Here is a 24279-nt window from a genome sequence, read left to right as displayed (position 1 = left end):
GGCGACGAACTTGAATCAATAGGCCAACGCCGTCAAAAAAATGGCGTGTTGTGCCTTGCGATGTGTTCGTTCTATGCCATAGTGCACTGCAACACGCGATTCAATGTTGGTCCCGGCACGTGTCGGGATGCAACTTCCTGTCGTACGTTCGTGCTGGCGCCTGAGCCGGTTGAATGCTGCGCGAGGTCCTGTCCCACCCAACAGAGGCAGCCAGCTACACGCATGAAGAAACTGATCGGACGACTCTGCCAAGGCCTCAGCCTGGCTCTGCTCTGCTCGATGTCGCTGGGCGCTTGCAGTACCGGCCCGGAGATGGCGTCTTCGCTGCCGCATCCGGACCCGCTGGCAATGTCCACGGTGCAGCCCGAATACCGTCTTGCACCGGGCGATCTGTTGCTGGTGAAGGTGTTTCAGATCGACGATCTGGAGCGGCAGGTCCGCATCGACCAGAACGGTCACATCTCATTGCCGTTGATTGGCGACGTCAAGGCCGCCGGTCTGGGCGTTGGCGAACTGGAAAAGCTGGTCGCCGATCGGTATCGCGCTGGCTACCTTCAGCAGCCGCAGATTTCGGTGTTCGTGCAGGAGTCCAACGGGCGTCGCGTCACGGTCACTGGTGCAGTGGACGAGCCGGGCATCTACCCGGTGATCGGCGCCAACCTCACCTTGCAGCAGGCGATCGCGCAGGCCAAGGGTGTCAGCACGGTGGCAAGTCGCGGCAACGTGATCGTGTTCCGCATGGTCAACGGGCAAAAAATGATTGCGCGGTTCGACCTGACCGAGATCGAGAAGGGGGCCAATCCGGATCCTGAGATCTATGGCGGCGACATTGTCGTGGTGTATCGCTCGGATGCGCGCGTGTGGTTGCGCACCATGCTGGAACTGACCCCCTTGGTGATGGTGTGGCGCGCTTACCGATGAGTATGAATTCCGACAATCGTTCCTCTTCGTCGCAGCGTCATGGTCATCTGGAACTGGCAGATGTCGGCTTGATGGACTACTGGCGCGCCTTGGTCTCGCAGCTCTGGCTGATCATCCTGATCGCCGTCGGCGCGCTGTTGCTGGCATTCGGCATCACGATGTTGATGCCCGAGAAGTACCGCGCCACCAGCACGCTGCAGATCGAGCGTGACTCGCTCAACGTGGTGAACGTCGACAACCTGATGCCGGTGGAATCGCCGCAGGATCGCGATTTCTACCAGACCCAGTACCAGTTGCTGCAGAGCCGTTCGCTGGCGCGTGCGGTGATCCGGGAAGCCAAGCTCGATCAGGAGCCGGCGTTCAAGGAACAGGTGGACGAGGCGCTGGCCAAGGCCGCCGAAAAGAATCCCGAGGCGGGTAAGTCGCTCGATTCGCGGCAGGCGATCGTCGAGCGCAGCCTCACCGATACGTTGCTCGCCGGGCTGGTGGTCGAGCCAATCCTCAACTCGCGTCTGGTGTACGTCAATTACGATTCGCCAGACCCGGTGCTGGCTGCCAAGATCGCCAACACGTACCCGAAGGTGTTCATCGTCAGCACCCAGGAACGCCGCATGAAGGCGTCTTCGTTTGCGACACAGTTTCTGGCCGAGCGCCTGAAGCAGTTGCGCGAGAAGGTCGAAGACTCTGAAAAGGATCTGGTCTCGTATTCGACCGAAGAGCAGATCGTGTCGGTTGGCGACGACAAGCCCTCGCTGCCTGCGCAGAACCTGACCGATCTCAATGCTTTGCTGGCATCCGCACAGGACTCCCGGATCAAGGCCGAGTCCGCTTGGCGGCAGGCTTCCAGTGGCGATGGCATGTCATTGCCGCAGGTGTTGAGCAGCCCGCTGATTCAGAGCCTGCGCAGCGAGCAGGTGCGTCTGACCAGCGAGTACCAGCAGAAACTGTCGACCTTCAAGCCGGATTACCCGGAGATGCAGCGCCTCAAGGCGCAGATCGAAGAGTCGCGTCGTCAGATCAATGGCGAGGTCATCAATATCCGTCAGTCGCTGAAGGCGACCTACGACGCCTCCGTGCATCAGGAGCAGCTGCTCAACGATCGCATCGCTGGTCTGCGGACCAATGAGCTGGATCTGCAGAGCCGCAGCATCCGCTACAACATGCTCAAGCGCGACGTCGACACCAACCGCCAGCTCTACGATGCGCTCCTGCAGCGCTACAAGGAAATCGGCGTGGCGAGCAACGTGGGCGCCAACAACGTGACCATCGTCGATACCGCAGACGTGCCTACGTCTAAGACTTCGCCGAAACTCAAATTGAACCTCGCGTTGGGCCTGATCTTTGGCGTATTCCTGGGCGTGGCTGTGGCTCTGGTTCGCTACTTCCTGCGTGGTCCTGCTCCGGAGTCGCGGTTGAACTGACATCGTGATGTTGCAAAACGATGGTTAATTGAAGTGACAACTGATTCAGCGTGGAAAAGGTGGGATCCCGTAAGGTGCGGACTCCCTCGTTTGAAGGTTTGTCTCTGTTGAAACAAAGGGCTGTCTTGCGATCTGGGGTCGGTAGGTATTACCGCGGTGATCGGACGACAGGATGATTGAAAGCTCGCGTGCGATTCGTATGTTCCCCCGCATGCGCCGTATCGAGTTTGGAGGACATCCCCATGCTTTTGGCAGACTTGAGTAGCGCGACTTACACGACATCCTCGCCGCGATTGTTGTCCAAATATTCGGCAGCCGCCGACCTGGTCTTGCGAGTGTTCGACCTGACCATGGTCGTGGCGTCCGGACTGATCGCATACCGCATCGTTTTCGGTACCTGGGTACCCGCAGCGCCTTATCGTGTCGCGATTGCAACAACGTTGTTGTATTCGGTGATCTGCTTCGCGTTATTCCCGCTGTATCGCAGCTGGCGCGGCCGTGGGTTGCTGAGTGAGCTGATGGTGCTGGGCGGTGCGTTCGGCGGCGTGTTTGCGCTGTTCGCGGTGCATGCATTGATCGTGCAGGTGGGTGAGCAGGTGTCGCGTGGCTGGATTGGCCTGTGGTTCGTCGGCGGCCTGGTGTCGCTGGTGGCCGCACGCACCTTGCTGCGTGGCTTCCTCAATCATCTGCGTACGCAGGGTGTGGATGTCCAGCGCGTGGTGGTGGTCGGTCTGCGTCATCCAGTGATGAAGATCAGTCATTACTTGAGCCGTAACCCGTGGGTCGGTATGAACCTGGTGGGCTACTTCCGCACGCCGTACGACCTGGCAGTGACCGATCAGCGCCAGGGCCTGCCGTGCCTGGGTGATCCTGATGAGTTGATCGAGTACCTGAAGAACAACCAGGTGGAGCAGGTGTGGATCTCGTTGCCGCTTGGCGAGCGCGACCACATCAAGCAGCTGCTGCAGCGTCTGGATCGCTACCCGATCAACGTGAAGCTGGTGCCCGACCTGTTTGACTTCGGCCTGTTGAACCAGTCCGCCGAGCAGATCGGCAGCGTGCCGGTGATCAACCTGCGCCAGGGTGGCGTGGATCGTGATAACTACTTCGTGGTCGCCAAGGCGCTGCAGGACAAGATCCTGGCGGTGATTGCGCTGATGGGCCTGTGGCCGCTGATGCTGGCCATTGCGGTAGGCGTGAAGATGAGCTCGCCCGGCCCGGTGTTCTTCCGTCAGCGCCGCCACGGCCTGGGTGGCCGCGAGTTCTACATGTTCAAGTTCCGCTCGATGCGGGTGCATGACGATCATGGCACCACGATTCAGCAGGCGACCAAGAACGACACGCGGATTACGCGCTTCGGCAGTTTCCTGCGCCGCAGCAGCCTGGACGAGCTGCCGCAGATCTTCAATGTCTTGGGTGGCAGCATGTCGATCGTGGGCCCGCGCCCGCACGCCGCGCAGCACAACACGCACTATGAAAAGCTGATCAACCATTACATGCAGCGTCACTACGTCAAGCCGGGGATTACCGGTTGGGCGCAGGTCAACGGTTTCCGCGGTGAGACCCCGGAGCTGCGGACGATGAAGAAGCGCATCCAGTACGACCTTGACTACATCCGTCGTTGGTCGCTGTGGCTGGATATCCGCATCATCGTGCTGACGGCCGTGCGCGTGCTCGGACAGAAGACCGCGTACTGATGACGGTGGGGAGTGTGCGACCTGGCGCACCTTGCGCCGCGGGCGGCTGCATCGCAGCCGCCTTTCTCTCGCGGGCGCTGACATGCTGATTCAAATGAGCGAGCAGGCGCGGGTGCGTTGGCACAACGCGCTGATCGAGCTGACCCTGCTGACCGGCGTGGGCTACAACCTGCTGCTGGCGTTGATCAACGCCAACGTGTTCACCGTACGTCCGGTGATCACATATGCAGTGGAATTTCTGGTCTACGCAGCCTGTTTCCTGCTCGGGCTGGGCTCGATGAGCCGACAGCGCATCGCGATGATCTTCGGCGGGCTAGGCTTGATCGTGACGCTGATGTTCGTGCGTTTCCTGGTCAACTGGCAGATCGACCCCAAGTTCTTCCGCGATGCCCTGGTGGTCTTTGCATTTGTCGTGCTGGGGTCTGCTTACACCGGCTCGTTGCCCAAGCTGTTCATACGCATGACGATCATCGTGTCATTGGTCGCTGCGTTCGAGCTGGCGATGCCCTCGGCTTATGGCGATCTGGTCAACCCGAAGAGCTTCTTCGTCAATGCGCGCGGCATGAGTGCAGAAGGGTTCTGGAACGAGGACAGCAATCTATTCGTCAGTGCCACACGACCCGGTGAGCGCAACTTCCTCCCAGGCTCGAACCTGCCACGCGCCTCTTCCTGGTTCATCGAGCCGGTGACGATGGGCAATTACATCTGCTTCTTCACCGCGATCGTATTGACGTTCTGGCGCTGGATGCGGCCGTCGATGCTGATTCTGTCTATTGGATTGATCGGCTTCATGATTGTGGCATCCGACGGCCGACTGGCTGCCGGCACCTGTGTGCTGATGGTGCTGCTGTCGCCGTTATTGAAACGGATGGATCAGCGGTTGGCGTTCCTGTTGTTCCTGTTTGTGATCGCCTCTGCCTGGCTGCTGGTGTGGATGACCGGGATTACGGCCTACCAGGACACCACGATGGGGCGCATCTTCTTCACTGTGAATTCGATGAACAATCTATCGTTCGAGTCGTGGATGGGCCTGGATTTTGCGCAGGCCTACCGGTATTTCGACAGCGGTATTTCTTACTTTATTGCTTCGCAGTCGATTGTCGGCGTGCTGGCGTTCCTGCTGTCTTATTCGTTCCTGCTGCTGATGCCGAGCAAGGAAGGGCAGTTGTTCAAAAACCAGGCGATGTTTGCCTTTGCACTGAGCCTGTTGGTGTCTAACGGCTATTTCTCGATCAAGACTTCGGCGCTGTGGTGGTTTGTCTGCGGCTGCATGTGGCACCTGATGCCATCAGCGTCAGCCGTGCCGGTGCGTGACACAAACAAGGAAGATCCAACGGACAACGGCGTGCATGTGCCGTTGCCCGCAGGAGCGCCGCGGTGAATACGGTGACAGGGGCATCGGGGGCGTGGGCGCCTGTGCAGGCTGCCGGCGCGCGTGCCTTCGCGAGCGGCCGTAGCCGCGATCCACGTATCGATGCGACCAAGGCGATCGCGATATTGCTGGTGGTGTTCTGCCACGCAAAAGGCGTGCCGCACGGCATGACCCTGTTTGCCTACAGCTTTCACGTTCCGCTTTTCTTCCTCGTATCGGGTTGGCTGGCTGCCGGTTATGCCTCGCGCACAACCAGCCTGCTGCAGACAATCACCAAGCAGGCACGTGGTCTGTTGCTGCCCTATGTCGTGTTCTATCTGCTTGGATATGTGTACTGGCTGTTGACGCGCAACATCGGCGAGAAAGCTGCACGTTGGGGGAGCCACCCGTGGTGGGAGCCGATCGTGTCGATGTTTACCGGCGTTGGCCCGGATCTGTATGTGCAGCCGCCGCTGTGGTTCCTGCCGGTGATGCTGGTCACCGTGATTGGCTACGTTCTGCTGCGGCGCTGGATGCCGCCACTGGTCATTGCGGCTGTCGCAGTTGTTCTCGCCTGGTTCTGGATGAACTGGTTTCCGCTCCAGCACATGCGATTGTTCTGGGGCCTGGATGTGCTACCGGTGTCGCTGTGCTTCTACGCACTGGGCGCGCTGCTGATCCACGTGTCGCCGTATCTTCCAACCTCCTTGCCTGGTAGCGCGTTGGTCACCGTAGTGGTGGCAGCATTGGTTGCCTGGCTGGCCGGGGTCAACGGCCGCATCGATGTCAACATGCTGGAATTCGGAAGGCAGCATGCCGTATTCCTGTTGAGTGCAGTGGCGGGTTCGTTGATGGTGATCTGCGCGGCGCGCCTGGTGCAGGAATGGACATGGCTGCAGTGGATCGGGCGCAACACATTGCTGATCCTGTGCACGCACATGCTGGTCTTCTTTGTACTGTCTGGTGTTGCGGCCTTGGCGGGTGGGTTTGGTGGGGCGCGCCCAGGCCTTGGTTGGGCCATCTTCGTGACGCTCTTTGCGCTGGTCGCCAGCGTTCCGCTGCGCTGGTTTCTGATGCGTTTTGCCCCCTGGACCTTGGGTGCACGTCCGGTGTCGGCATGACGACGGCTGCGATCACTGCCGGTCGCGTCGACACAATCGCCTCAACTGTCGCGGAGCGCGAATGGCAGATCGACGTGGCCAAGGCTCTTGCGATCATTCTGGTCGCGCTGGGGCACGCCAGTGGCATGGCACCTGCCTACAAGCTGTTTGCCTACAGCTTCCATGTGCCTCTGTTTTTCGTTCTTTCCGGCTGGGTCGGTGAACGCTTCGGGCGTCGTGCATTTGGCCGGAAGACGGTGGGAAAGCTTGCGCGCACGCTGCTGATTCCCTACGTCAGCTTTTTTCTGGTGGCTTACGGCTACTGGATACTGAGCGCAGTGCTCAACGGCACATCCCAGTCCTGGGCTGGCCACCCCTGGTGGCATCCGTTTGTTGGATTGCTGTGGGCCAATGGATCCAGCTTGTATGTGCTCCCGGCCTTGTGGTTTCTCCCCGCACTGTTTGTCGCCACCGTTGTCTACCTGGCACTGCGCGAAGACCTGAGCGCCGCAGTGCTCGCGGTCTGCAGTTTGCTGGTTGTGTGGGCGTGGACGCGTTGGTTCCCAGGGCTGCGGCTGCGCCTTCCGTTTGCACTGGATGTGCTGCCGGTCGCGCTGTTCTTCATTGCAGTCGGCGCATGGCTGTCACGCTTCGCAGAGAGAGTGCGCGCGCTTCCTGCGGTCGTTTGGGTCGTCGCGTTCCCGGTCCTGGCATTCGCCTGGGGGGGCGTTGCAGCCATGAACGGGCAGGTGGATGTCAATAATCTTCAGTTCGGAAAATCGTCGCTCCTGTTCCTGATCGCAAGCCTGCTGGGTACAGCAATGACGTTGTGCATTGCCTACTTCATGCAAGGGTGGCGCTGGCTGCGTTGGATCGGCGCCAATACGCTGCTGATCCTTGGCACGCACACGTTGGTGTTTCTGGTCGTGACCAGTGTCGTGGTGCGAACCGGGGTGATCGATCGCAAACTCATCGGTACACCTGTCTGGGCGCTGGCTCTCTGCGCCTTTGCCATCGCTGCCTGCATTCCCATGCGTGCCGTGCTGGTGCGCGCCGCGCCCTGGATGTTGGGATTGAAACGCAAGTGAGACATTTTCAGAATCATCAGTCGATGTGGCGTGTTCGTGTGAGTCACCGGCAAAGGAGATCGGCGCAATGAAAGTCGTGCATGTGGTCCGCCAGTTCCATCCGTCGATCGGGGGGATGGAGGAAGTCGTGCTGAACGTGGCACGTCAGCATCAGGCCAACAGTGCCGACACGGTTGAGATCGTGACGTTGGATCGTGTTTTCACCGATCCCTCTGCGCAACTGGCGCAGCACGAGGTCCATCAGGGGTTGCCGATCACTCGCATCGGCTATCGTGGTTCATCGCGGTACCCGATCGCGCCGTCGGTGCTGGGGGCGATCCGTTCGGCGGACGTGGTGCATCTGCATGGCATTGATTTTTTCTACGACTACCTGGCGTTGACCAAGCCGCTGCACGGCAAGCCGATGGTGGTCTCGACGCATGGCGGGTTTTTCCACACTGCCTATGCGTCGCGCATGAAGCAGATCTGGTTCCAGACGCTGACGCGTACTTCTGCGCTGGCCTATGCGCGTGTGATCGCCACTAGCGAGAATGACGGCGATCTGTTCGCCAAGGTGGTCGCGCCGTCGCGCTTGCGGGTGATCGAGAACGGTGTCGACGTGGAGAAGTATGCAGGGCAGGGCGCTCGAGCGCCGGGACGGACCATGCTGTATTTCGGGCGTTGGTCGGTCAACAAGGGCCTGATCGAAACGCTTGAATTGCTGCAGGCTGCGCTCACGCGTGATCCGCAGTGGCGGTTGATCATCGCCGGGCGCGAGTACGATTTGAATGAGGCGGATCTGCGCAAGGCCATCGCCGAACGCGGTTTGCAGGACAAGGTGCAGCTGAGCATGTCGCCATCGCAGCAGCAGTTGTGCGCGTTGATGCAGCAGGCGCAGTTCTTCGTGTGCCTGTCGCGGCATGAGGGGTTTGGGATTGCGGCGGTGGAAGCGATGAGCGCGGGGTTGATCCCGATTCTCAGCGACATTCCTCCGTTCGTGCGGCTTGCCACCGAGTCCGGACAGGGTGTGATCGTCAATCGCGACAGGATTCAGGCCGCGGCCGACAGCGTGCAAGCATTGGCGCTGCAGGCCAATGCGGATTTCGATGCGCGCCGCACGGCGACCATGGCGTATGTGGCGCGCTACGACTGGCGGCACGTGGTGGGGCGTTATATCGACGAGTACCACGCTGCGCTGGGAACACCACGTACGCAGGAGGCCGTGCGATGAGCGCGTCTGCTTCGCTGCCAGTGACGCGTGCTGCTGCGGCGCCCCGGATCACGGTGCTGTTCTCCACCGAAAAGCCGAACGCCAACACCAACCCGTATCTCACCCAGCTCTACGATGCGCTGCCGGACGCGGTGCAGCCGCGCTTCTTTTCGATGCGCGAGGCGTTGTTGTCGCGCTACGACGTGCTGCATCTGCACTGGCCGGAATATCTGCTGCGCCATCCCAGCAAGATGGGCACGCTGGCCAAGCAGGCCTGCGCTGCCTTGCTGCTGATGAAGTTGCAGCTGACCGGCACGCCGGTGGTACGCACCTTGCACAACCTGGCGCCGCATGAAGACCGCGGCTGGCGGGAGCGCGCGCTGCTGCGCTGGATCGATCAGCTCACGCGGCGCTGGATCCGCATCAACGCCACTACACCGGTGCGGCCGCCGTTCACCGACACCATCCTGCACGGCCATTACCGCGACTGGTTCGCGACGATGGAGCAGGGCACCACGGTGCCTGGTCGGCTGCTGCATTTTGGATTGATCCGGCCGTACAAGGGCGTTGAGGTGTTGCTCGACGTCATGCGCGATGTGCAAGACCCGCGCCTGAGCCTGCGCATCGTCGGCAACCCGGCGACGCCGCAGATGCGCACGCTGGTCGAAACCGCCTGCGCGCAGGATGCACGTATCAGTGCACTGCTGGCCTATGTCGAGGAGCCGGTGCTCGCGCGCGAAGTCAGTGCCTGCGAACTGGTGGTACTGCCATACAAGCAGATGCACAACTCCGGCACCTTGCTGCTGGCGTTGTCGTTGGCGCGGCCCGTGCTTGCGCCGTGGAGCGAATCGAACGCCGCGATCGCCGAAGAGGTGGGTCCGGGTTGGGTGTTCCTGTACGAAGGCGAGTTCGATGCGGCGTTGTTGAGCGGCATGCTCGATCAGGTGCGCGCCGCGCCGCGTGGCCCGGCGCCCGATCTTTCACAACGTGATTGGCCACGGATCGGGCAATTGCACTATCGCACCTATCTGGAAGCGCTCGGCAAGGATGGAGACGCCGCGCTGTGACCGCAGAGACATCGACCATGACTTCCCCAACACCGCCGCCGCGCAGCCTCGGGTCGCGTGCCGCTGGCGGCGCCGCCGTGACCATGATCGGGCAGTCGGCCAAGATGATCGTGCAGTTCGGCGGCATCGTGCTGCTGGCACGCTTGTTGACGCCGTACGACTACGGCTTGATGGCCATGGTGACCGCCATCGTGGGGGCCGCCGAAATCCTGCGCGACTTCGGTCTCTCCGCAGCCGCCGTCCAGGCGAAACATGTCAGCCGCGAGCAACGCGACAACCTGTTCTGGATCAATAGCGGCATCGGTCTGATGCTGTCGGTGGTGGTGTTCGCCACCGCGCACTGGATTGCGGACTTTTATCACGAGCCCGCATTGGTGACGATTTCGCAGGCATTGGCGGTGACCTTCCTGCTCAACGGGATGACCACCCAATACCGCGCACACCTCAGTCGGGGGCTGCGTTTCGGTCAGGTAGCGCTGAGCGATGTGGGTTCGCAGGTGTTGGGGTTGGGTGCTGCAGTTGCGGCCGCCTTGGCCGGCTGGGGCTACTGGGCGTTGATCGTGCAGCAGGTGGTGCAGGCCATCGTGAACCTGATCATCGCCGGCGCATGTGCACGCTGGTTGCCGCGCGGGTACGCACGGCAGGCGCCGATGCGCGATTTCATGAGCTTTGGCTGGAACCTGATGGCGGCGCAGCTGCTCGGCTATGCGAGCCGCAACGTTGGCCAGGTGATCATCGGCTGGAGAACCGGGCCCGATGCGCTGGGTCTGTACAACCGTGCCTTCCAGTTGCTGATGATGCCGTTGAACCAGATCAATGCACCGGCCACCAGCGTTGCGTTGCCGGTGCTTTCGCAATTGCAGGATGAGCGCGAGCGTTACAGCGCTTTTTTGTTGCGCGGCCAGACGGTCATGGTGCATTTGATCTTTGCGTTGTTCGCGTTTGCCTGTGCACTGGCCATGCCGCTCATCGTCCTGGTGCTGGGTGAGCAGTGGCGGGAAGCGGTGCCGCTGTTTCAGGTGTTGACGCTGGGCGGTATCTTCCAGACGGCGTCGTACGCAACCTACTGGGTGTTCCTGTCGAAGGGGTTGATGCGCGAGCAGTTGGTGTATTCGTTGGTCGGTCGCATCCTGCTCATCGCCTGCATTTTTGTTGGCTCCCGCTGGGGGGCCATGGGCGTGGCGATCGGCTATTCATTCGGCCTGCTGTTGATCTGGCCGCTATCGCTGGTCTGGATCGGCAAGATCACGGACGCACCGGTCGGTGCGTTGTTCGTCAATGCCATGCGTGCGCTGGTGGCCTACGGTATCGCCGGCGGCTGCGCTTATTACGCATCGGTCACTGTCGGTGGTCCATTGTGGCAGCAGCTGCTGGTCGGCGCCGGCGCGATGGCGCTGGTCTGTCTGCTCGCATTGGCATGGCCGGGATTCCGGCGTGACGTGGTCGCTATCGTCAATATCCGCAAGCTGCTCACGCAGGCGAAGGCGCGCCGATGACACTGCACTGCGGTACTGGAATGTTGGACTTCGAAACTTCCCACTCTTGCAAAGGACACGGCCTATGAGCGTCTCTCCCGCAGCTCCAGCTTCCGGCATTCGCCGTCCCTGCTATCTGGTCTTGTCTGCTCACGATTTCCGCACGCCACGTCGGGCTAACATCCATTTCATCACCGATCAGTTGGCTTTGCGTGGCACGACGCGTTTTTTTTCGTTGCGATACAGCAGACTCTCCCGCATGAAGGGAGATATGCGCCTGCCGCTGGATGACACCGCAAATACCGTTGTCTCGCACAACGGTGTGGACTGTTACCTGTGGCGCACGACAGTGCATCCATTCAATACACGCCGGAGCTGGCTGCGTCCTGTGGAAGATGCCATGTTCCGCTGGTATGCCGCGCATCCGCCAAAGCAGTTGCTGGACTGGATGCGCGAGTCCGATGTCATCGTGTTTGAAAGCGGAATCGCCGTCGCATTCATCGAGCTTGCCAAGCGGGTCAATCCGGCTGCCAAACTGGTCTATCGCGCGTCGGACGGGCTGAGCACCATCAACGTGGCGTCTTACATCGAGCGCGAGTTCGACCGCGTGGCTCCGACGCTGGACGTCATTGCCTTGGTGTCGCCCGCGATGGCCGCAGAAGTAGCGAGCCGCGACAACGTCTTCCATGTAGGCCACGGCGTGGACCACAACCTCGATCAGCTCGGCGACCCGTCGCCGTATGCCGAGGGCATCCATGCAGTTGCAGTCGGGTCGATGCTGTTTGATCCTGAATTTTTCGTCGTTGCCAGCAAGGCCTTTCCGCAGGTGACCTTCCATGTGATCGGCTCCGGGATGGGCCGCCATCCGGGCTACGGCGACAATGTCATTGTCTATGGCGAAATGAAGCACGCGCAGACGATTGGCTATATCAAGCACGCACGTTTCGGCATTGCGCCTTACGCGTCCGAGCAGGTGCCGGTGTATCTGGCAGACAGCTCAATGAAATTGCTGCAATACGACTTTTTCGGCTTGCCGGCGGTGTGCCCGAATGCTGTGGTGGGGCCGTACAAATCGCGCTTCGGGTACACGCCAGGCAATGCCGATTCGGTGATTGCCGCCATTACCCAGGCACTGGAAGCACCGCGTGTACGTTACCGCCAGTGTCTCAACTGGTCCGACACCACCGACCGCGTGCTCGACCCACGGGCGTATCCAGAAACCCGTCTTTATCCGCACCCCCCCACCGCCGCGCCGCAGCTCTCTTCGGAGGCAGCGCTCTCACATTGAGGCGGCGCTTTTTGACCACGTTTGAAGGAGGATCCCTGTCATGGCCAACGCTTTACTGCAGAAATGGGTGGAACGCGCGGAACGTCGCGCATTGTTCTGGTGGCAGCCCAAAAACGGTGGCGTGAACATGGGGGATCACCTGTCGAAGGTGATCGTGTCGTGCGTGTTGGCGTTGCAGGACAAGACACTTCTGGAAAAACGCGATTTGCGCAAGAAGCTGATCGCAACCGGGTCGGTGCTGCATTTCGCCAAAGATGGCGACACCGTATGGGGAAGCGGTATCAACGGCAAGATTCCAGCCGAGCGCAATACGTTCAGCACGCTGGACGTACGCGCGGTACGCGGTCCCAAGACCCGCGCGTTTTTGCTGGAACGTGGCATCGCCGTGCCTGAGGTCTACGGAGACCCGGGATTGCTGACCCCGATGTTTTTCCCCGCCGACGCCCTGGGCCCGGTGACCAAGCGTCCGTTCGCGATCGTGCCGCACTTCAACGAGCCGGTTGAGAAGTACAGCGCCTACGCCGAGCATCTGGTGTTCCCCAACGTCAAGCCGGCCACCTTCATGAGTGCGCTGCTGGGTGCAAAATTTGTCATCAGCAGTTCGCTGCACGGCCTGATCCTTGCCGAAGCCTATGGCATCCCGGCGGTGTATCTGGACTGGGGCAACGGCGAAGACCGTTTCAAGTACGACGACTACTACCACGGCACCAGGCGCATGCAATGGCATGCCGGCCACAGCGTGGAAGAATGCATGGAACTGGGCGGCAACGGCAGTTTCGATCTTGAACGCTTGCAGGCAGGATTGCTGGCTGCGTTCCCTTACGATTTGTGGTGAAACGACAATGCATGGCCAGCCAGCAGGTGTGGAGACGGCAACGGTGAGTCCAGCGACACCTGCGCAAGGGGTGGTGATTCCGCTGGGCGGCTTCCCGGTGTTGTCGACCACGCAGGAAGCCTTTGCGCTGGATCTGTTCCATGCGCTGGCCGCGCATCAGCCGCGGCGGGTGTTTTTCGCGAACACCAACTTCATCGTGCAGTGCCAGGCGCTGCGCGCGCGCATGCAGGCGCCGGCAGTGCGCATCGTCAACGATGGGATCGGCATGGATCTGGCGGCGCGCCTGATCCATGGCCGCCGATTCGCCGGCAATCTCAACGGCACCGACCTGATTCCGTACCTCTGCCGCGAGGCCGCGCAGCCGCTCAAGTTCTTCCTGCTTGGCGGCCGCCCGGGCGTGGGCAAGACCGCCGCAGCGACCTTGACCGGAACGCTGGGCCAGCAGGTCGTGGGCATGTGCGATGGGTATGGCGAATTTGCGGCGGCGGGCGAGGGCCTTGCCGAGCGCATCAATCGCTCCGGCGCCGATGTGCTGCTGGTGGCCTTCGGCAACCCGCTGCAGGAGCGGTGGATCCTGGACCACAGCGAGGCCTTGCAGGTGCCGCTGGTGTTCGGCGTGGGAGCCTTGCTGGACTTTCTCTCCGGCACTGCCAAGCGCGCGCCCAACTGGGTGCGCCGTTTGCATATGGAATGGATGTACCGGCTGCTCAACGAGCCGCGCCGGTTGCTCAAGCGCTACAGCTGGGATCTGCTGGTGTTCTTCCGCACCTGCCTGCGTGCGGGCAAACAGCTGGCGTGATGCACGGCGGCGGTGTGTGGCCTAGCATGCGTGCATGCATCCAACCGCCGCCGCGCTGATTCGAACATTGGGCCTTGCCCCCCATCCGGAGGGCGGCCACTACCGGCGCGTGTACGCGTCGACGCGCCAGGTGCTGGATGACAGCGGTGCGCCGCCGCGTCCGGCGCTGACCGCCATCCGCTTCCTGTTGTGCGCAGGCGAAGCCAGTCGCTGGCATCGGGTGGATGCCGAGGAGTGCTGGCACTGGCAGCAAGGTGCGCCGCTGGAGTTGCTGATCTTCGACGAAGCGAGCGGGCAGTTGCGGCGCGAAGTGCTGGACGCCGCAGAGCGCGGCGACGCCATGCACGTGGTGCCGGCCGGCTGCTGGCAGGCGGCGCGCTCGCTGGGGGACTTCACCCTGGTGGGCTGCACGGTTTCGCCAGGGTTTGTCTGGGAAGGTTTCGCGCTGCTCGAAGACGGCTCGCCGCTGGCGGCACAGCTGGCCGCGTTGGTTGCCGAAGGCGCCGCGCCGGAGCCGCCAACGCTTCCCTAACGCGTGCGGGCCCGCGTTCGCGTAGTGTCCGCGTTCCAACCGGGAGGCGGTACGTGATGCAGCGCAGGGGGGCGGTGTGGCGGGCAGGAATCGCGTTGGTGTCGTTGTTGGCACCGATGCTGGCGTGTGCCGTCGAGGTGGCCGTACAGGCGCCGGCAGCGCCGCCAACGGTGGTCGATCTGGAAGCCATGGTGGTGCGCGGGCAGCAACCCGGCCCCGGCCTGTGGAAGGTCAGCAAGGGCGACCACGTGCTGTGGATCCTGGGCACGTTGTCACCGTTGCCGAAGGACCTGGAGTGGCAAGCGACCGAGGTCGAAACCATCATCGGCCAATCGCAGCAGGTGCTGATGGCGCCGATGGTGCAGGTGGATGCCGACGTTGGCATGTTCGGCAAATTGGCCCTGATGCCCGCGGCGATGAAGGCGATGAAGAACGAAGACGGGCGTGAGCTGCGCGATGTGCTGCCGCCTGAGTTGTATGCGCGCTGGACCGTTGCCAAGGCGCGTTACATGGGGCGCGACCGTGGCGTGGAGCGCAAGCGGCCGATGCTGGCTGCCGGCGAGTTGTATCAGGCTGCGCTCAAACGCTCTGGCCTGGCCCGCTCGCCGGTGATCTGGTCGGTGGTGGAGCGCGCTGCCAAGCGCGCCGGTATCAAGCCGACCTCGACCACGCTCGAATACAAGATCGACAACCCGCGGCAGGCGATCAAGGATTTCCGTGCGGGCGGTATGGACGACACTGCGTGCTTTCGCAGCATTCTGGTGACTGTCGAACGCGATTTGCCGACGATGGTGGAACGCGCCAATGCCTGGTCGGTAGGCGACATCGAGACGTTGCGGCAGTTGCCGCGTGCCGACCCGCAAGCCCCGTGCATGGGAGCGATGGCCAGTACTGGCGTGGCCAAGAAGCGCGGCATCAACGATCTGGAAGGCCGGCTGCGCCAGCATTGGCTGGAGATCGCCACGCAGGCGCTGCAGCGCAACCGCAGCACCTTTGCGGTGTTGCCGATCAGCCGGCTGACCGCCTCCGACGGCTATGCCGCGCGCTTGCGTGCGATGGGCTATGAGGTGGAGGCGCCCTGAGTACGGTGCGAGGTTGTGTGACTGGCTCGACCTGATGTGCGCTTGGACCGGTGTATCGAATGCATGCTGCCCGCGGTGACGAAAGGAGAGGGCGGCGCGCGAGTTTCAGTGCCACCCCGGTGTCGGACGTTATTGCGAAAACCGCAGCGCGCCCAACATGTGCCCTGGCTCGCCACGCATGCGCCCGCGCGGCCAGGTGGGCGATGCCAGTCTCGACCCGCACCAAGTGCCGCCATCCCCATCCCATCGCTACGGATGGCGCTGTGCTCGCCGTGCAAGCCCCACGACTGCGCCAACATTGCGCAGGCAGCTGGGTCTGCCTGGCCGGCCACGGTATGCTGCGCGCCTTCACCAACGAGGCGGATCTGTTGAACGCATTGCCGCTGCGCATCCTGGGCACCGGGTGCCACGTTCCCGCCACGGAAGTGACGTCGCAAGAACTGGACGCACGCTGGCAGTTGCCGCCGGGAACCACGTTCGCGCGGCTGGGCGTCGCCACGCGCCACTATGCAGGCGAGGGCGAAACGGCCTCGTCCATGGGCGCCGCCGCCGCGCAAGCGGCATTGGTCAGCGCCGGTATCGATAGCGGCGAGATCGACTGCCTGATCTCCGCCTGCAGCGTGATGGAGCAGCCGATCCCGTGCCAGGCAGTGCTGATCCAGCGTGCCCTGGGGCTGGGTGACTCTGGCATCCCGGCATTCGATGTCAACGCCACCTGCCTGAGTTTTCTGGTCGCATTGGACATGGCCACAAACGCGCTGGCCCTGGGCCGCTATCGCCGCGTGCTCATCGTCTCCAGCGAAGTGGCGTCGGGCGGGCTGGATGCGGCGGTGCCATCGACCGCCGGCTTGTTCGGCGATGGCGCTGCCGCCGTGGTGGTCGGGCGCAGCGCGCCTGACGAAGACTCGGCGCTGCTGTCCAGCCGCCTGGCCAGCTACGGCAGCGGTGCCGAGCTGTGCCGCATCCGCGGTGGCGGCAGCCGCTATCCGCGTGGCGAAGACAGCACGCCCGAAGCCACGCGGGTCTTCACCATGGATGGGCGCGGTGCGTATCGCTTTGCGGCGCGCCACCTGCCGGCGTTCTGGGACCAGCTGCTGCGCGACGCCGGTACCGAGACCACCGCACTGCGCTGCCTGATCCCGCATCAAGCCTCCGGTGGCGGCCTGGATCATGTGGTGCAGGCGCTCGGCCTGCGCCCGGAGCAGGTGGTGCGCATCCTGCACGCGCATGGCAACCAGGTGGCGGCATCGCTGCCACACGCGCTGCATCAGGCCAGGGTCACGCAGCAGCTGCAGCGCGGCGAACTATTCGCGATGCTCGGCACCGGTGCCGGCCTGTCGATCGGCGGCATGGTGTTGAGGTACTGATGGCGACGCGGGTCTCGGTCGAGTTGTTGCGCATCGGGCATTGCCACCACTGCGAACGCATGGTGCGCGCGGACGGGCATTGGCATTCAGTGGAATTCCCCGCGTTGAGTGTGCTGATCCGGCATCCGCAACGCGGGGCGCTGCTCTATGACACCGGCTATGCAGAGCATTTCTTCCGTGCCACCGATCCGTTGCCGGAGCGGCTGTATCGCTGGGCCACGCCGGTGACCTTGCCCGCCCAGGAGCGTCTGCAGGCGCAGCTGGCGCGCCGTGATCTGGCGCTCGAGGATATTGGCTGGTGCCTGATCTCGCACTTCCACGCCGACCATGTCGGCGGTCTGCGCGATCTGCCCACTGCGCGCTTCGTCTGCCTGCACGCCGACTATGCACAGCTGCGCGCCGCCTCGCGCCTGGGCGGCCTGCGGCGTGCACTGCTGCCGCAACTGCTGCCAGACGACTTCGCGCAGCGCGTGCAGTTTGCCGAGCAGGCGCCGCAGCGCGCACTCGGTGCTGCGTGGAAGGGCCTGGGCGTGGGCTACGACCTGTTCGCCGATGGCAGCGTGATGGCGGTGGCCTTGCCCGGGCATGTGCCGGGGCAGATGGGGCTGTGGTTGCGCGACCAGCACGATCGCGAAGTGTTGCTGTGCGCCGACGCGGTGTGGTCGTCGGCCACCTTTGCAAGCTTGGCGTGGCCGGCGTGGCCCACGCGCCTGCTGATGCATGACTGGTCCGCGTTCCAGCGCACCGTGCGCGTGCTGCATGGCTTGGTGCAGGCGCATCCGGAGCTGGCGATCCTGCCATCGCATTGCCAGCCCAGTCTGGACCGTTATCAACCGGAGTGGCGATGAGCCTGCGTATTCTTGTCACCGGCGCATCGGGCTTTGTGGGCGGCGCCTTTCTGCGGCGCTTTCAGGGCCAGCCAGGGTTGGACATCCACGGCATCGGCCGCCGCGCCTGCGCGTTGCCCAACTACCATCGCATCGACCTGAGCCAGCCGTTTACGCTCGACTGGCAGCCGGATGTGGTGATTCATGCGGCGGCACTGGCGTCTCCCTGGGGCACCCGCGCGCAATTCGAGCTGCACAATGTGCAGGCCACCGCGAATGTCATCGACTTCTGCACTCGCAACGGCAATCCGCGTCTGCTGTACGTGTCATCGAGCTCGGTGTTCTACCGCGAAGAACATCAGTACGGGCTCAGCGAAGACAGCCCGATCGGGCCGCGCTTCGTCAACACCTACGCGCAGACCAAATACCTCGGCGAGACGCTGCTGGATGGGTACGCGGGCGAGAAGAGCATCCTGCGTCCGCGCGCGGTATTTGGCCCCGGCGACACCGTGCTGTTTCCGCGTGTGATTGCTGCCGCACGCAAAGGAGCGTTGCCGCGCTTCGTTGGCCAGAGCCAGCCGGTGATCGGCGATCTGATCTACATCGATGCGCTCTGCGACTACCTGTACCGCGCCGCCGTCGCGCCGCAACTGCAACCGTCCTACAACCTCACCAATGCGCAGCCGGTCGATCTGCAGCAGCTGCTGCTGGATGTTCTGGCGCGCCTGCAGTTGCCGTTGCCGCAGCGGCAGGTGCGCATCGGCACGGCGTTGCGGATGGCCAGTGTGGTGGAGGGCGCCTGCCGGTTGCTGCGCTTGCGTGGCGAGCCGCCGATCACGCGCTTCGGCGTGGGTGTGTTTGCGTACTCCAAGACCTTCGACCCGCGCCGCACGCTGGCCGACCTGGGCACGCCCAGCGTTGGCCTGGACGAAGGCATCGACGCCTTCGTGCGTTGGCAGGCAGCGCAGTGGGTGTAATTACGCTGCTGCTGGCGTTGGCCTATCTCGCCATGCTGATGCTGCGTGCGCTGGGCGCGTTGTGGATTGTGCAGCGCCGCGCCGCAGTGCAGGTGCCAGCGGGAACGCAGGCGGAGGTAGCGATCCTGCAACCCATCCTTGGCGGTGATGCGCATCTGCAGCAGGTGCTCGCCGCCAACCTGCAGGCGCTGCCGCACGCCCAGTTCGTCTGGTTGCTGGATGCCGACGACGCAGCGGGCAACGCTGCTGCAGCAACCCTGGTCGCACAGCATCCTGGCGTGCGGATCGCACGCATCACAGTGCCGCCCGCACCGCTCGGCATCAATCCCAAGGCGTGGAAGCTGCACCACGCACTGCCGCAGGTACAGGCATCCATCACCTTGATCCTGGACGACGATGCGCAGTTAAGCAGCGCTGCGCTGGCGCTCTTGCTGCACGACCTGGCGCACGCCGATCTGGTGACCGCGCTGCCGTACTACCAGGACGGGAGCACGTTGGCAGGGCGGCTGCTGGCGCAGTTCGTCAACAACAATGCCGCGCTCACGTATCTGGGGTGGCTGCCATGGGCGGCGCCTCTCACGATCAATGGCATGTGCTATGCCGGGCGCACGCAGCAACTGCAGGCCTGGGGCGGATTTGCGCCATTGTTGGACCAGCTGACCGACGATCTGGCCTTCGCCGCGCATGTGCGTGCGCAAGGGGGGCGGCTCTGGCAGTCCACCGCGCCGGTGGCGATGCGCACTGCGTTGCCCGATCTGGCCAGCTACGTGCGGCAGATGCATCGCTGGATGTTGTTCGCGCTGTTGCTGCTGCGCCGCCAGCGCCCGGCCGTGAAGCTGGCGATCGGCGCGCTGCATGGGTTGCCACCATGGTTGTTGATCGCCACGCTGCTCTCGGCCTGCCTGCAACCAGGAGCGCTGTCGTTTGCAGCGGTGGCTGGCCTGCTCACCGTGCGTACCGCGCTGCTGTGCCTGCTGCAGTGGCGCACCACCGGCGAGAGCCGGCACCGGCCACTGCTGTCGCTGGCGGCCGAGTGCCTGCAGCCATTGCACCTGCTGCATGCGGCGCTAGTGCGCACGATCCGTTGGCGTACCCGTCGCTACCGCGTGCTGCCGGATGGGCGGTTTCGTGCGCAGTGAGCCGCTGTTGCAGATCGCCTTCCTCACCGGGCAAAGCGATCCGCAGCGCTGCGCGCTGAGCGAGGAGCAGCGCCTGTTTCTGCAGCAATTGCGCGGGCACGGCAGGCGCCTGTTGGACTGCAACTATCCCTATCGTCCGGATGGCGCTGCGCATCGGCGCGTGCCGCTGTGGCGGGCAAGTGCGGCCAACGCGCGGCAGTATCTGGCCGCGCGCAGTGGCCCGGTGGCGCCGCCTGAGCGCGCAGCAGTCATCACGCAGCTGGAGCCAGTGCCGCTCACGCTGCTGCTGGTCGGCAGCTGCGGCCTGCAGCTATTGGCGGCGTTGCACCTGCCGGCGCCACTGCGTGCGCGCGTTGCGGTGTTCGCCTACGGGCCAGTTGCGAATGCGTTGGCACCGTTCGAGCGGCAATGCATCGTGCAGGGGCGCCGCGACTGGATCTCGCGCGCGCTGTATCGCGGGCCGGTGGACATGCAGCCCGCGTGCGGGCACATGGACTATCTGCGCGACAGCACGGTGCGCGCGGCCTGCCAGGCGTTCGCGAGCGAAGTGGAGCAGGCCGGGCGGCGAGGGCAGACATGCGCATCGATCTGATCGCACCGCCGTACAGCGGGCACCTGCATCCGATTCTGGCGATCGCGCGCCAACTGGCGGCACAGCACGACGTGCGCGTGATCAGTACGCCTGCGGCAATGGCGCGCATCGCAGCGTGCGGCCTGCACGGCATCAGCGTGCTGGATGCGCAGGCCGACCAGCTGCTGGCGCAGATCGCCAATCCGCGGCATGCGGTCGGCCACAATCCGTTGCGGCTGCGCCGCCAATTGCACGCAGCATTGGGCCTGATGGTGCGGCTGGGTGAGGGCCTGCAACAGCACTACTGCGTGCGCCGGCCGGAGCTGGTGATTGCCGACTTCACCGTGCCCAGCGCCGGGTTGGCGGCGCAGGCCATGGGCATTGCCTGGTGGACCAGCCTGCCGTCTCCTTGCGTGCTGGAAACCGCCGATGGCCCGCCAGCGTATTTCGGCGGCCTGTTGCCCGCGAGCGGTAGGTCGCAACGGATCTGGCATGCCATCGCGCGCCGTCTGACGCGTGGCTTCAAGCGCAGCCTGCATCGCTGTTATCGGCAGCAGATGTGTGCGGCCGGATTGCCGGCGCTGTACCGCGCGGATGGCAGCGAGGCGGTGTATTCGCCGCACTGTGTGCTCGCGCTGGGGCTGCCGTCGTTTGAATTTGCGCGGCGCTGGCCTGCCGCGGTGCGCTTCGTCGGGCCGCAGTTGTGCACGCCGCCCAATGACGTGCCGCCGCCCAGGTTCATCGACGGGCGCCGCCACGTCCTGGTGACGTTGGGCACGCATCTGCAATGGGTCAAGCAACGCATGGACGCGGACCTACGCGCCTTGGCGCCGCAGTTCCCGGACGTGGTGTTCCATTTCAGTGCGGGCGATACCGCGCTGCCGCCGCAGCCAGCGCAGGGCAATTATCACTGCCTGCCGTATGTCGATTACGCACAGCATCTGCAGCGCTACGTGTTGGTGGTGCACCACGGTGGCGCCGGCATTCTGTACGCGTGCCTGGCGGCGGGGCTGCCATCGATCGTCTACCCGCTGGACTACGACCAGTTCGACCACGCGGCACGGCTGCAGGCAGCTGGTGCCGCGTGGTGGTTGCGCGATCTGGGCGGCTTGCCTGCGTTATTGCAGCAAGCGTTGAACGGCGACGCCGCGTTGCCCGGCGTCAACCGGCTGCAGGTGGAATTGCAGGAGATCAATGCGCAGGCACCGCTGCTGCAGTTGGTGGAAGCCTTTGCGTGCAACGGGAAAGTGCCCACGCTTTAGCATGGTGGTGAATACCAAAGCAGTGCTGCACGATTTCGGGCTTCAGAACGGAGTGCTTGCAAAGCGCTGGCGTCGGTTGCCAATCCGTTCGCGTGCACGCATCGCAACAAGGTGCTGCGTGCATGTGGTGACCATCGGTCAAGCCTGCAGCATCGGATCGCGCTGCTGGCTACGCATTGCATCGAATGCGGTGTAGCAAAGAGGACTCAGCCCTCTCGCCAACGATGCGCGCAGGCCTCAGCCTGCGCTCCTCACGCCATGCAGCACAGCAGGCCTCAGCCTGCCGCTGCATTCAATGCCTGCTGGCCCTTCGCCATCAGCTGCGGCCAGCGCTTGAGCACGGCGGCGCGGATGCCGGCCTGGTCAATACCGGCCTCGGCGAGCAGGTCTTCGCGGCTGGCGTGGTGCTGGAAGCTGTCCGGCAGGCCCAGGTGCAGCATCGGCATCAGCACGCCTTCGGCATTGAGCAGCTCGGAGACGCCCGAGCCTGCGCCGCCGGCCACCACGTTGTCTTCGATGCTGACAAAGGCTTCGTGGCACTTGGCCAGCTCCAGCAGCATCGCCTTGTCGAGTGGTTTGACGAAACGCATGTTCACCACGGTCAGGCCCAACTCGCGGCCGACCGCTTCAGCGGCATCCACCGTGGCGCCGAAGCCGAGCAGCGCGATGCGTGCGCCGCTGTGACGCAGCTGCGCCTTGCCGATCGGCAAGGTGGTCAGGGCGGCATCCAGTGCGGTGCCGGGGCCGGTACCGCGCGGATAGCGCACCGCGGCCGGGCCCTCATAGCGCAGGCCGGTGGTGAGCATCTGGCGGCACTCGGCCTCATCTGCCGGCGCCATCACCACCATGTGCGGTACGCAGCGCAGGAAGCTCAGGTCCAGGTTGCCGGCGTGGGTGGCGCCATCGGGGCCGACCACGCCGCCGCGATCGATCGCGAACAGCACATCCAGTTTCTGCACCGCCACGTCGTGCACCAGCTGGTCGTAACCGCGCTGCAGGAACGTCGAATAAATCGCCACCACCGGCTTGGCGCCTTGCGTTGCCATGCCGGCGGCCAGGGTGACCGCGTGTTGCTCGGCAATCGCCACGTCGAAATAGCGCTGCGGATATTCCTTGCTGAAGCGCACCAGGCCGGAGCCTTCGCGCATCGCCGGGGTGATCACCAGCATTTTGGGATCGGCCGCCGCCATGTCGCACACCCAGTCGCTGAAGACATCGGTGTAGGTCGGCTTCTTGGCGCCGGCCTTGGCCACCAGGCCCTTGCTCGGGTCGAACGGGCCGACCGCGTGGTAACCAATCTGGTCGCCTTCGGCGAGCTCGTAGCCCTTGCCCTTGGTGGTGATCACGTGCAGCAGCTGCGGACCCTTCAAGGTCTTCAAGGTCTTCAGCGCGCCGACCAGGCTGGGCAGGTCGTGGCCATCGATCGGGCCTGTGTAGTGGAAGCCCATTTCCTCGAACAACGTGGACGGCACGAACATGCCTTTCCAGTGTTCTTCCCAGCGGCGCACGAAGCGCGCGGTGGGGTTGTTCTTCTTGTCGCCGAGGATCTTCTTGCCGCCCTCGCGGATCGCGTTGAGCGTGCGGCTGCCGCTGGCACGGCCGAGCATCTTGGTCAGCCCGCCCACTGCCTCGGAGATCGACATGCGGTTGTCGTTGAGGATCACCAGCAGGTTGGGTTCCGGGTCCATGCCGCCGGCGTGGTTGAGCGCCTCGTAGACCATGCCGGCGGTCATTGCGCCATCGCCGATCACCGCCACCACCTTGCGGTCGTCGCCATTGCGCTGCGCAGCGATCGCCATGCCCAGCGCGGCGGAGATCGAGGTCGATGAATGCCCAACACCGAAGGTGTCGTACACGCTCTCCTCGCGCTTGGGGAACGGCGCCACGCCGTCCTTTTGCTTGACCGTGTGGATCTGGTCGCGGCGCCCGGTCAGGATCTTGTGCGGGTAGGTCTGATGGCCCACGTCCCACACCAGTTGGTCGACCGGCGTCTGGTAGAGGTAGTGCAGGGCGACGGTGAGTTCGATCACCCCCAGACCCGCGGCGAAATGGCCGCCGCTCTTGCCCACCGATTCGATCAGGTAGGCACGCAGTTCGTCGGCGACCGCGGTGAGGTCGGCCTCCTCGAAGGTACGCAGATCGTCGGGAGTCTGGATGCGCGACAGGCGCGGATAGCGGGTGGAGTCGATCATCATCGTGTCAATGTGCTGAAGCCATATTGTCCTCCCCATGCGAAGGCCCGGCAAGCAAACCGGTTCAGGTGTCAGCGGGAAGTGATGGCTGCAGCAGCC

General features: G+C 63.6%; 21 protein-coding genes. 20 read left to right on the top strand and 1 reads right to left on the bottom strand.

The features are described from left to right. Nucleotides 1-222 precede the first annotated feature (222 nt). From XCC_RS12760 to XCC_RS12665, 20 genes are all read left to right on the top strand, one after another. A complete protein-coding gene (locus XCC_RS12760; protein ID WP_029216900.1) occupies nt 223-921 on the top strand; it encodes a polysaccharide biosynthesis/export family protein in 699 nt (232 codons plus the stop codon). Next, nucleotides 903-2342: a GumC family protein gene (locus tag XCC_RS12755; RefSeq protein WP_029628930.1), complete on the top strand. Its 1440-nt coding sequence runs from the start codon at nt 903-905 to the stop codon at nt 2340-2342. Before XCC_RS12760 ends, XCC_RS12755 begins: the two co-directional genes overlap by 19 nt. A 242-nt stretch (nt 2343-2584) precedes the next feature. After that, nucleotides 2585-4039: an undecaprenyl-phosphate glucose phosphotransferase gene (locus XCC_RS12750; RefSeq protein WP_011037593.1), complete on the top strand. Its 1455-nt coding sequence runs from the start codon at nt 2585-2587 to the stop codon at nt 4037-4039. Nucleotides 4040-4133: 94 nt separating this feature from the next. After that, complete coding sequence (locus XCC_RS12745; protein ID WP_029628931.1) at nt 4134-5420, top strand: hypothetical protein; 1287 nt, start codon at nt 4134-4136, stop codon at nt 5418-5420. A 35-nt stretch (nt 5421-5455) separates the two neighbouring features. Then, nucleotides 5456-6511, top strand: coding sequence for an acyltransferase family protein (locus XCC_RS12740; RefSeq protein ID WP_019237541.1), 1056 nt, complete (start codon nt 5456-5458; stop codon nt 6509-6511). Further along, nucleotides 6508-7578, top strand: coding sequence for an acyltransferase family protein (locus tag XCC_RS12735; RefSeq protein WP_011037590.1), 1071 nt, complete (start codon nt 6508-6510; stop codon nt 7576-7578). The genes XCC_RS12740 and XCC_RS12735 overlap by 4 nt, the downstream gene beginning before the upstream one ends. Nucleotides 7579-7645: 67 nt before the next feature. Then, nucleotides 7646-8788 carry a glycosyltransferase family 4 protein gene (locus XCC_RS12730; protein WP_011037589.1) on the top strand — a complete coding sequence of 381 codons (1143 nt, stop codon included), beginning with the start codon at nt 7646-7648 and terminating at the stop codon, nt 8786-8788. Further along, nucleotides 8785-9834 carry a GDP-mannose--glycolipid 4-beta-D-mannosyltransferase gene (locus tag XCC_RS12725; RefSeq protein ID WP_011037588.1) on the top strand — a complete coding sequence of 350 codons (1050 nt, stop codon included), beginning with the start codon at nt 8785-8787 and terminating at the stop codon, nt 9832-9834. The genes XCC_RS12730 and XCC_RS12725 overlap by 4 nt, the downstream gene beginning before the upstream one ends. A gap of 17 nt (nt 9835-9851) precedes the next feature. Then, nucleotides 9852-11330 carry a lipopolysaccharide biosynthesis protein gene (locus XCC_RS12720; RefSeq protein ID WP_029628934.1) on the top strand — a complete coding sequence of 493 codons (1479 nt, stop codon included), beginning with the start codon at nt 9852-9854 and terminating at the stop codon, nt 11328-11330. Between the two features lie 64 nt (nt 11331-11394). After that, nucleotides 11395-12597, top strand: a complete 1203-nt coding sequence (locus XCC_RS12715) for a glycosyltransferase (RefSeq protein WP_011037586.1) — start codon at nt 11395-11397, stop codon at nt 12595-12597. Between the two features lie 40 nt (nt 12598-12637). After that, entirely contained in the window at nt 12638-13432 is a 795-nt protein-coding gene (locus XCC_RS12710) for a polysaccharide pyruvyl transferase family protein (protein ID WP_011037585.1), read from the top strand. A 7-nt stretch (nt 13433-13439) separates the two neighbouring features. Continuing rightward, nucleotides 13440-14231 (top strand): WecB/TagA/CpsF family glycosyltransferase, encoded by a 792-nt coding sequence (locus XCC_RS12705; protein WP_011037584.1) that lies wholly within the window; start codon nt 13440-13442, stop codon nt 14229-14231. A gap of 34 nt (nt 14232-14265) precedes the next feature. After that, the gene (locus XCC_RS12700) at nt 14266-14763 is read left to right on the top strand and encodes a cupin domain-containing protein (RefSeq protein WP_011037583.1); all 498 of its coding nucleotides are present in this window, start codon (nt 14266-14268) and stop codon (nt 14761-14763) included. Between the two features lie 56 nt (nt 14764-14819). Beyond that, nucleotides 14820-15845, top strand: a complete 1026-nt coding sequence (locus tag XCC_RS12695; protein WP_029628935.1) for a TraB/GumN family protein — start codon at nt 14820-14822, stop codon at nt 15843-15845. A gap of 335 nt (nt 15846-16180) precedes the next feature. Continuing rightward, nucleotides 16181-17212, top strand: coding sequence for a 3-oxoacyl-[acyl-carrier-protein] synthase III C-terminal domain-containing protein (locus XCC_RS12690; protein WP_019237545.1), 1032 nt, complete (start codon nt 16181-16183; stop codon nt 17210-17212). Further along, on the top strand, nt 17212-18060 hold the full coding sequence (locus tag XCC_RS12685; protein WP_011037580.1) for an MBL fold metallo-hydrolase: 849 nt from the start codon (nt 17212-17214) through the stop codon (nt 18058-18060). The genes XCC_RS12690 and XCC_RS12685 overlap by 1 nt, the downstream gene beginning before the upstream one ends. Beyond that, entirely contained in the window at nt 18057-19016 is a 960-nt protein-coding gene (locus XCC_RS12680; RefSeq protein WP_011037579.1) for an NAD-dependent epimerase/dehydratase family protein, read from the top strand. The genes XCC_RS12685 and XCC_RS12680 overlap by 4 nt, the downstream gene beginning before the upstream one ends. Continuing rightward, nucleotides 19007-20155, top strand: coding sequence for a glycosyltransferase (locus tag XCC_RS12675; protein ID WP_011037578.1), 1149 nt, complete (start codon nt 19007-19009; stop codon nt 20153-20155). The genes XCC_RS12680 and XCC_RS12675 overlap by 10 nt, the downstream gene beginning before the upstream one ends. Continuing rightward, entirely contained in the window at nt 20133-20747 is a 615-nt protein-coding gene (locus XCC_RS12670) for a hypothetical protein (protein WP_019237547.1), read from the top strand. The genes XCC_RS12675 and XCC_RS12670 overlap by 23 nt, the downstream gene beginning before the upstream one ends. Beyond that, nucleotides 20732-21988, top strand: a complete 1257-nt coding sequence (locus XCC_RS12665; RefSeq protein ID WP_011037576.1) for a glycosyltransferase — start codon at nt 20732-20734, stop codon at nt 21986-21988. The genes XCC_RS12670 and XCC_RS12665 overlap by 16 nt, the downstream gene beginning before the upstream one ends. 275 nt (nt 21989-22263) lie before the next feature. On the opposite strand, the gene dxs is transcribed toward XCC_RS12665, so the two are convergent. Continuing rightward, the gene (gene dxs / locus XCC_RS12660; protein WP_011037575.1) at nt 22264-24180 is read right to left on the bottom strand and encodes a 1-deoxy-D-xylulose-5-phosphate synthase; all 1917 of its coding nucleotides are present in this window, start codon (nt 24178-24180) and stop codon (nt 22264-22266) included. Nucleotides 24181-24279 lie beyond the last annotated feature (99 nt).

The organism is Xanthomonas campestris pv. campestris str. ATCC 33913 (assembly GCF_000007145.1).
Taxonomy (GTDB): Bacteria; Pseudomonadota; Gammaproteobacteria; order Xanthomonadales; family Xanthomonadaceae; genus Xanthomonas; species Xanthomonas campestris.
The sequence above is the reverse complement of the archived record's forward strand: the minus strand, read 5'-3'. Positions and strand labels throughout refer to the sequence as shown.

Bases quoted from the DNA above. Each gene is read 5' to 3' on its own strand.
- XCC_RS12760 (WP_029216900.1), top strand. From the start codon at position 223: ATGAAGAAACTGATCGGACGACTCTGCCAAGGCCTCAGCCTGGCTCTG.
- XCC_RS12745 (WP_029628931.1), top strand. From the start codon at position 4,134: ATGAGCGAGCAGGCGCGGGTGCGTTGGCACAACGCGCTGATCGAGCTG.
- XCC_RS12665 (WP_011037576.1), top strand. From the start codon at position 20,732: ATGCGCATCGATCTGATCGCACCGCCGTACAGCGGGCACCTGCATCCG.
- dxs (WP_011037575.1), bottom strand. From the start codon at position 24,180: ATGATCGACTCCACCCGCTATCCGCGCCTGTCGCGCATCCAGACTCCC.
- XCC_RS12670 (WP_019237547.1), top strand. From the start codon at position 20,133: ATGGGCGGTTTCGTGCGCAGTGAGCCGCTGTTGCAGATCGCCTTCCTC.
- XCC_RS12705 (WP_011037584.1), top strand. From the start codon at position 13,440: ATGCATGGCCAGCCAGCAGGTGTGGAGACGGCAACGGTGAGTCCAGCG.
- XCC_RS12730 (WP_011037589.1), top strand. From the start codon at position 7,646: ATGAAAGTCGTGCATGTGGTCCGCCAGTTCCATCCGTCGATCGGGGGG.
- XCC_RS12715 (WP_011037586.1), top strand. From the start codon at position 11,395: ATGAGCGTCTCTCCCGCAGCTCCAGCTTCCGGCATTCGCCGTCCCTGC.
- XCC_RS12725 (WP_011037588.1), top strand. From the start codon at position 8,785: ATGAGCGCGTCTGCTTCGCTGCCAGTGACGCGTGCTGCTGCGGCGCCC.
- XCC_RS12720 (WP_029628934.1), top strand. From the start codon at position 9,852: ATGACTTCCCCAACACCGCCGCCGCGCAGCCTCGGGTCGCGTGCCGCT.
- XCC_RS12690 (WP_019237545.1), top strand. From the start codon at position 16,181: ATGCTGCGCGCCTTCACCAACGAGGCGGATCTGTTGAACGCATTGCCG.
- XCC_RS12700 (WP_011037583.1), top strand. From the start codon at position 14,266: ATGCATCCAACCGCCGCCGCGCTGATTCGAACATTGGGCCTTGCCCCC.
- XCC_RS12685 (WP_011037580.1), top strand. From the start codon at position 17,212: ATGGCGACGCGGGTCTCGGTCGAGTTGTTGCGCATCGGGCATTGCCAC.
- XCC_RS12710 (WP_011037585.1), top strand. From the start codon at position 12,638: ATGGCCAACGCTTTACTGCAGAAATGGGTGGAACGCGCGGAACGTCGC.
- XCC_RS12680 (WP_011037579.1), top strand. From the start codon at position 18,057: ATGAGCCTGCGTATTCTTGTCACCGGCGCATCGGGCTTTGTGGGCGGC.
- XCC_RS12750 (WP_011037593.1), top strand. From the start codon at position 2,585: ATGCTTTTGGCAGACTTGAGTAGCGCGACTTACACGACATCCTCGCCG.
- XCC_RS12735 (WP_011037590.1), top strand. From the start codon at position 6,508: ATGACGACGGCTGCGATCACTGCCGGTCGCGTCGACACAATCGCCTCA.
- XCC_RS12695 (WP_029628935.1), top strand. From the start codon at position 14,820: ATGCAGCGCAGGGGGGCGGTGTGGCGGGCAGGAATCGCGTTGGTGTCG.